Here is a 6,287-nt window from a genome sequence, read left to right on the forward strand (position 1 = left end):
CCTCGACACCGTGCTGCTCTCCGACCGCGACATCCGCGCCGAGATCGCTGACGGGCGCCTCGCCATCGATCCGTTCGATCCCGCCCTCGTCCAGCCCTCCAGTGTCGACGTCCGGCTCGACGGCCTGTTCCGGGTGTTCAACAACACCCGCTACACCCACATCGACCCCGCACAACGCCAAGACGAACTCACCTCGCTGGTCGAACCCGCCGACGGTGAGCCCTTTGTGCTGCACCCGGGCGAGTTCGTGCTGGGGTCCACCCTCGAGGTGTGCTCACTGCCCGACGACCTCGCCGGCCGACTCGAAGGCAAGTCGTCACTCGGTCGGCTCGGCCTCCTCACGCATTCGACGGCGGGCTTCATCGACCCCGGCTTCTCCGGCCACATCACCCTCGAGCTGTCGAACGTCGCGAACCTTCCGATCACCCTCTGGCCCGGCATGAAGATCGGGCAGCTGTGCCTCATCCGCCTCAGCAGCCCGGCCGAGGAGCCGTACGGCAGCGCGTCGGTCGGATCGAAATACCAGGGACAACGTGGCCCCACCCCGTCGAAGGCGTACCTGAACTTCCAGAAGCACGACTGAGGGGTTTCGACTCTGCTCAACCGGCGGGTGGACGGACCGGGTGGGCGCGGCTCCGGAAGTTCACCCAGCCGATGACAACCCGCCACGACGAGGATGGTTACCGGTGGTTCCGCCTGGGTAACCGTTGCCCTCATGAAGCTCACGGTGATCGGATGCGGCTACCTCGGTGCCACTCACGCGGCCTGCATGGCCGAACTCGGGCACGACGTCGTCGGCATCGACGTCGATCCGTACAAGATCGAACGCCTGCAGGCCGGCGAGGTCCCGTTCTTCGAGCCGGGGCTCGCCGACATCCTGCGCCGCAACATCGACGCCGGACGACTCCGCTTCACGACCGACCATCTCGCCGCCGCCGACCACGCCTCGGTGCACTTCCTCGGCGTCGGGACCCCGCAGGAACCCCGCGGGCACCGGGCCGACCTCTCGCACGTGTACTCGGCGATCGACGCGCTCGTGCCGACGCTGCGGGGCGCCCACCTCATCATCGGCAAGTCGACCGTACCGGTCGGCACGTGTGCCGAACTAGCACAACGGATCTCGGTACTGTCGCACGCCGGGGCGGATGTCGAACTGTCGTGGAGCCCGGAGTTCCTGCGCGAGGGATTCGCCGTCGAGGACACGCTCCGGCCGGATCGGCTCGTCCTCGGTACCGGTTCGCTCGACCCGAGCGGTCTCAAAACGGCTGGCGAAGAGTTCGAGGCCGGGTCGTCGGCCGGGGAGGTCACCCGCGAGATCTACCGCGAGATCCTCGAGACCGGCGTGCCGCTGATCGAGACCGACTGGGCCACCGCGGAACTCGTGAAGGTCTCGGCGAACGCCTTTCTGGCCACCAAGATCTCGTTCATCAACGCGATCAGCGAACTGTGCGAGATCGCCGGCGCCGACATCAACACCCTCGCCGACGCGATCGGGCACGACCCGCGGATCGGACGTCGATTCCTCAACGCCGGTCTCGGTTTCGGCGGGGGCTGCCTGCCCAAGGACATCCGCGCCCTGACCGCGCGCGCCGACGACATGGGCGCCCCGCGGGCCGTCGGCTTCCTGCGGGAGGTCGACGCCATCAACATGCGTCGCCGGGGTGCGGCGGTGGAACTGGTCTTCGAGGCCCTCGGCGGCGAGGTCCTCGGGCGCAACGTCGCCGTCCTGGGCGCCGCCTTCAAACCGGAGAGCGACGACGTCCGTGACTCACCCGCGCTGACGGTGGCCAGCAGGCTGGCGCTCGAAGGGGCGTCCGTGACCGTCTTCGACCCGAAGGCCATGGACAACTCACGACGCGTCCACCCGAGCCTCGGCTACGCCACCTCGGCGCGCGACGCGTGCGACCGGGCCGACGTCGTCGTCATCGCCACCGAGTGGGCCGAGTTCGTGCACATGGCGCCCGAAGAACTCGAGGGCGTCGTCCGCGCCAAACGCATCGTCGACGGCCGGCGCTGCCTCGACCCGCAGATGTGGCGCGACGCGGGTTGGGACTACCGCGCCCTGGGCGGCCCCGCTCCCACCCGCCCGGCGCCGCGAAACCACCCGTCCGAGCAGGTGAACGGATATGCGCCGGGGGCCACCGTCCGCTGAGTCGTGCTAGGTTGAGCTCGCGACTGTCCAGGGGGCACCTTCTCGCCGTGGGGGACATGAGGCGAGGTGCACGTGAGGTGCAGGAATCAACCAGATGACCGACACGGTGGCCGATCCGGCCGTGACACCGACGTCTGCGCAGGCAGAGGTCACGGTCAGTGCTGCCGTCGTCGACGCCGTGCGCGCCGAACTCGCTGGGCGGGGGATCGCGCAGAACGCCGAGGTCGTGCTGTTCGATCTCGATCCGCGGGCGGGCGTCTCGGTGGGACGCCTGGACCCGGCTCGAGGGACCGTCGCGGACTCCTACTCCGATTCCGGTCTGACTCTCGCCGTCCTGGATGAGGTGATCGCCGACCATCTCGTTCGGGTCGGGCGGGTGGCGGCACCGACCTCGCGCGAGTGGCACGAGGAGGTCCTCGACCTCGTCACCCGCGGCCGCGAGCGGCTCCGCGAGTCCGACGGCACCTTCCTGATGGGCCGCGACCACATCCGGCTGTTCCGCATGGCGCGCCGCGACGTCGCCGAAGCCGGAGCCCCGCTGACCGCACGCGCCGAGGGCCTCGCTCGCGCGGCGGTGTCCGGAGCCTCCGCCCCCGCGGTCGTGGTCACCGATCGCGTGAGCGCATGGCCCGGCCTCCGAGACGCGATCGCGCGAGCCGTACCCGTGCCGGTCGTCGACGTCGATCCGTCGGGGAGCATCACTCGGCCCCCGGCGCACGGCGGACACGCGGCGGAACCGGAGTTACCGCACGCCATCGCGGTGTCCGGCGATGTGATCGAACCAGACGTGGAAGTGGCGACCCCGCCCGCCGAACAGGATGAGGTCCCGACCCGGTCGGATGACGGCTTCTCGGCTCCCGCCGAGATGGCCGAGATGGCTCCGAGTGAAGACGATCATACGCACGACACGCACGACACCCCCATCTTCGAGTCCGTCACTCAGTCGCCACCGGTGGTGGCCACGGCGTTCGGGGCGCTCGCTCCGTATGTTGCTGCCCCGGATGTCCCTCGCGCCCAGCCGCTTCGGGACGACCAGCAGTTCGAGGAGCTCTCTCCGGTCGGTCACGATCTGCGCACGCCGAGGAATCCGGTTGCCGGGCCGCCGCCGTCGGGTGAGTCTGCGCCTCGGTGGACGTCGGCGCACACGCCCACGCCGCCGGTCCGGTCCGGCGATGGGGAGGTGAACGTCGATCCGATGACCGGGTATTCGGTGGACACAGGGTCGGCCATCGGGGCTCCACCGCACTCCGACGTGTCCGTAGCAGGGCCGCATTCGGCCGGCGCGAGCCGACGGCGGCACGGAGGCAAGCGCGTTCTCGCCGCGGTGGCGCTGCTGTGCGCGGTGGCCGTCGTCGCGGTGGCCACGGCGTTGGCCGTCGGACACGATGAGGCGTCGCCGACCGTCGCCGCACCGCTTCCCCAGCGCACCACCGCCACCCCGGAACCCGAATTCGCCGATCCCGCAATCTATGCCGAGGCCCGGCAACCGGCGCGCCGATACACGACTCCTCCTCCGCCGGAGACGACGACGCCCTCCGCAGAGGAGCCCGCGCCCCGGCCTCGTCCCCGGCCGCGGACTCCGCGTCCGCCAGGCGGCGTGACGATCCCGCTTCCCGGTCTGCCGCCGATCGTCCTGCCCTGACGCACGAACCCGATGACCGTCCCCGAGCAGGGTCTCAGTCGCCAGGCCGGAGCGCCAGTGCGCGGGCCACGAAGTCGAGGACGTTCTCGTAGTTCGCCGATGCATCGACGTCGGGGTGATAGGCATGTGCGAGTTCGAGACTCACGGCGCCGTGAACGGCGGACCAGGTCTGCATGGCTTGTTCGACGGGGTCGGCGGACAAGATGACCCCGGCCACCTGGCCGTACCGGATGGTGTCGACGAGGACCTCGAATGCGTTTGCGGCCACGTCGATCTCGGGCGTGCACTGCGCTGAGAACATCAGCCCGTAGAGCACCGGATTGGCGAGTGCGAACTTCCGGTACGCCACGCCGGCGTTGCGCAGACGAGTCGCCGGATCGTCATCCCTTGTCGCAATCGCCCGTCCGAATTCGGCGTACCCGTCGGTGACCAGGGCGTCCAGCAGGCCGTCCCTGCCGTCGAAGTGGTTGTAGACGCCCATCGGGGCGACCTTCGCCTCACCGGCCACGGCCCGAACCGTCAGACCGGCCGTGCCATCGCGCTCGAGGATCGTGCGACCTGCCCGGAGCAGCGCGGATCGGACGTCGGCGCCTGCTGTACGCGTGCGCGGCTTCGCGGGAGACATGTTGACAACCTACTGGAACGGTGTTCTTCTTGAATAGAACGTTGTTCTACAACTCTGGAACGTTGTTCTAACGGATTGCAGAAATCGCTTGCGCCACCCGACCAGGAGAAGATCGATGCCAACCGAACGCACGCATGCTCGCTGGTGGGCGCTGGGCGCCCTCAGCTTCGCCGAACTACTCGTGATGATCGACAACACGATCGTCAACGTGGCCCTCCCGACGCTCGCCCGCGACCTCGGCGCCGGGATCTCGGGCCTGCAATGGATCGTCGACGCCTACACGCTCGTCTTCGCCGGCCTGCTGTTGACCGGCGGCTACCTCGGTGACCGGTTCGGGCACCGTCGCGTGCTCCTCACCGGCATCGGAGGTTTCATGCTGGTGTCGGTGCTGGCGGCGTCATCCCAGAACCTCGGGCAGCTCATCGCCGGTCGCGCGGGGCTCGGGGTCTTCGCGGCGCTGGTCTTCCCCGCCACGCTCGCGATCATCACGGCCATCTTCGTCGATGCCCGGGAACGCGCGATGGCTGTCGGGATCTGGGCGGCGGTCTCCGGAGTGGCGGTGGCCATCGGACCGGTTCTAGGCGGCTGGCTCCTCGAGCACTTCTCGTGGACATCGGTGTTCTGGGTCAACGTCCCGTTCGGTGTGGTGGCCCTCGCGATGATCCTGGCGGTCGTACCCGGCACGCGACCGGTGTCGGTGCCCCGGTTCGACGCGCTCGGGGTCGTGCTCTCGATCGCCGGCCTGGGCCTGCTGACCTTCACCCTGATCGAGGCGCCCCACGTCGGTTGGGCCACGGCGCGCACGGTAGTGGGTGTCGTTGTCGCAGTGGTTATCCTGGCGGTGTTCGTCGCCACACAGCTGCGGATCGCGCACCCCATCCTCGACGTCCGGCTCTTCGCCAACCGGCGCTTTGCGACCGCCGCCGGAATGATCAGCGTGGCGTTCTTCGCGCTCTTCGGCTTCATCTTCCTGATCACGCAGTTCTTCCAGGCGGTGAAGGGATACGGTCCGCTGGCGGCCGGTGTCCGTACCCTTCCGTTCGCGATCGTGATGGCGGCGCTGTCGCCGGTTGCGATGGCACTGTCGCACCGTTTCGGGCCCCGGGTGGTGTCGGTGACCGGGGCCCTCCTGATGTCCGGCGGGTTCGCGCTCGTCGAGCTCTCCGCGCGGGACTCCGGGTATTGGGAACTCATCATCTGGGCGATGTCGCTGATGGCGGCGGGTCTCGCCTTCATCTCCGGTCCGTGCACCCAGCTCATCATGGACGCGCTGCGTCCGGAGCAGGCCGGCGCGGGCAGTGCGGTCAACGACACGACACGCGAGATCGGCGGGACGCTCGGTGTCGCGGTCCTCGGGTCGATCCTGACGTCCGCGTATGTCGCCGGGGTCGGGGACCGGCTGTCGGGCAGCGGGTTGCCGGCCGAGGCGGTCGACGCGGCGAAGCAATCGGTGATGGCCGGGGTGGGGGTGGCCGACCAGGCGCCGGGCGCGATCGGTGATGCGGTCCGGATCGCGGTGCAGGACGCCTTCATGGTCGGGTTGCACGACGCGGTCTGGGCCGCGGTCGCCGTCACGGCGGTCGCGGGCGTCGCGGCAACGTTCTTGTTGCGGGGCAGCGGAAGCGGTTCGCAGGCATTGCCGCCGGCCGAGGCGGAGGAGTCGGCGCCCTTCGTGGCTCGTCGCTAACGCTCCTCGCACCTCAGGGAGCAGAAGGGGTTGTCGCCAGCGCTCCTCAGTCAGGGAGCAGGGGGCAGGTCGTTCTTTCGGACTAGGAGACTGCTGAAATAGTCGGCGTCGTTTCGGTGTGGGGTGAGCGGGTTTGCCTGGTGGGCTGGGATCCTGGTGGGTATGCAGGGTGAGCCGGATC

General features: G+C 69.2%; 5 protein-coding genes. 4 read left to right on the top strand and 1 reads right to left on the bottom strand.

Going from position 1 to position 6,287, the window contains the following annotated elements; genetic code table 11:
- Positions 1–10: 10 nt before the first annotated feature.
- From dcd to ACFVHY_RS07545, 3 genes are all read left to right on the top strand, one after another.
- Positions 11–583, top strand: a complete 573-nt coding sequence (dcd, locus tag ACFVHY_RS07535; RefSeq protein ID WP_058249633.1) for a dCTP deaminase — start codon at positions 11–13, stop codon at positions 581–583.
- 132 nt (positions 584–715) lie between these two features.
- Complete coding sequence (locus tag ACFVHY_RS07540) at positions 716–2,152, top strand: UDP-glucose dehydrogenase family protein (RefSeq protein ID WP_390270293.1); 1,437 nt, start codon at positions 716–718, stop codon at positions 2,150–2,152.
- A gap of 94 nt (positions 2,153–2,246) precedes the next feature.
- On the top strand, positions 2,247–3,794 hold the full coding sequence (locus ACFVHY_RS07545) for a hypothetical protein (RefSeq protein WP_390270295.1): 1,548 nt from the start codon (positions 2,247–2,249) through the stop codon (positions 3,792–3,794).
- Positions 3,795–3,828: 34 nt separating this feature from the next.
- Here ACFVHY_RS07545 and ACFVHY_RS07550 read toward each other — a convergent pair whose 3' ends face one another.
- On the bottom strand, positions 3,829–4,419 hold the full coding sequence (locus tag ACFVHY_RS07550; protein WP_390270299.1) for a TetR/AcrR family transcriptional regulator: 591 nt from the start codon (positions 4,417–4,419) through the stop codon (positions 3,829–3,831).
- 115 nt (positions 4,420–4,534) lie between these two features.
- Here ACFVHY_RS07550 and ACFVHY_RS07555 point away from each other — a divergent pair, with 115 nt between their 5' ends.
- The gene (locus ACFVHY_RS07555; RefSeq protein WP_390270302.1) at positions 4,535–6,106 is read left to right on the top strand and encodes a DHA2 family efflux MFS transporter permease subunit; all 1,572 of its coding nucleotides are present in this window, start codon (positions 4,535–4,537) and stop codon (positions 6,104–6,106) included.
- Positions 6,107–6,287: the final 181 nt, after the last annotated feature.

Origin of the sequence: Gordonia sp. NPDC127522, from assembly GCF_042672305.1 — a bacterium.
Lineage (GTDB): Bacteria > Actinomycetota > Actinomycetes > Mycobacteriales > Mycobacteriaceae > Gordonia > Gordonia hongkongensis.